Here is a 345-nt window from a genome sequence, read left to right as displayed (position 1 = left end):
TTGTACACCATAATTCGTTGGTTGTTTACGGTGAAAGCCGCGCCCTGTTTTTTCAGGGCATCGGTCAAAATCGTTTCTACCGACTGATCGGCCACATCGATCGTGATACGTTCACTCAAGTCGATGTCGTTGTTGCGAATCAGGAACGAATAGTCGAACTTTTCTTCAATCAGATTGAACAGTTCCTGCAACGTCGCGTTCTCCAATTTGACGGACATCCGTTGTACCTGCAACGGAGAGGCAGACAAAATACCGGATGTACACAGCATAAGTGCCAGCAACAAACCGGCGGCTATCTGCCTGCTCAGTTTTCTTAGTTTGCTTTGATTCATAGATACTAGTTTT

Annotated in this window: 1 pseudogene; it reads right to left on the bottom strand. The window is 45.8% G+C overall.

The features are described 5' to 3' along the window. A pseudogene (locus tag EII41_RS13865) lies at positions 1–332 on the bottom strand (SusC/RagA family protein); the annotation flags it as partial. Between the last annotated feature and the right edge of the window lie 13 nt (positions 333–345).

It is taken from the genome of Tannerella forsythia (assembly GCF_003860135.1).
In the GTDB taxonomy this organism is placed as follows: Bacteria; Bacteroidota; Bacteroidia; order Bacteroidales; family Tannerellaceae; genus Tannerella; species Tannerella forsythia_A.
Note: the sequence above shows the minus strand (reverse complement) of the source record. Positions and strands in the feature narration are given on the sequence as shown.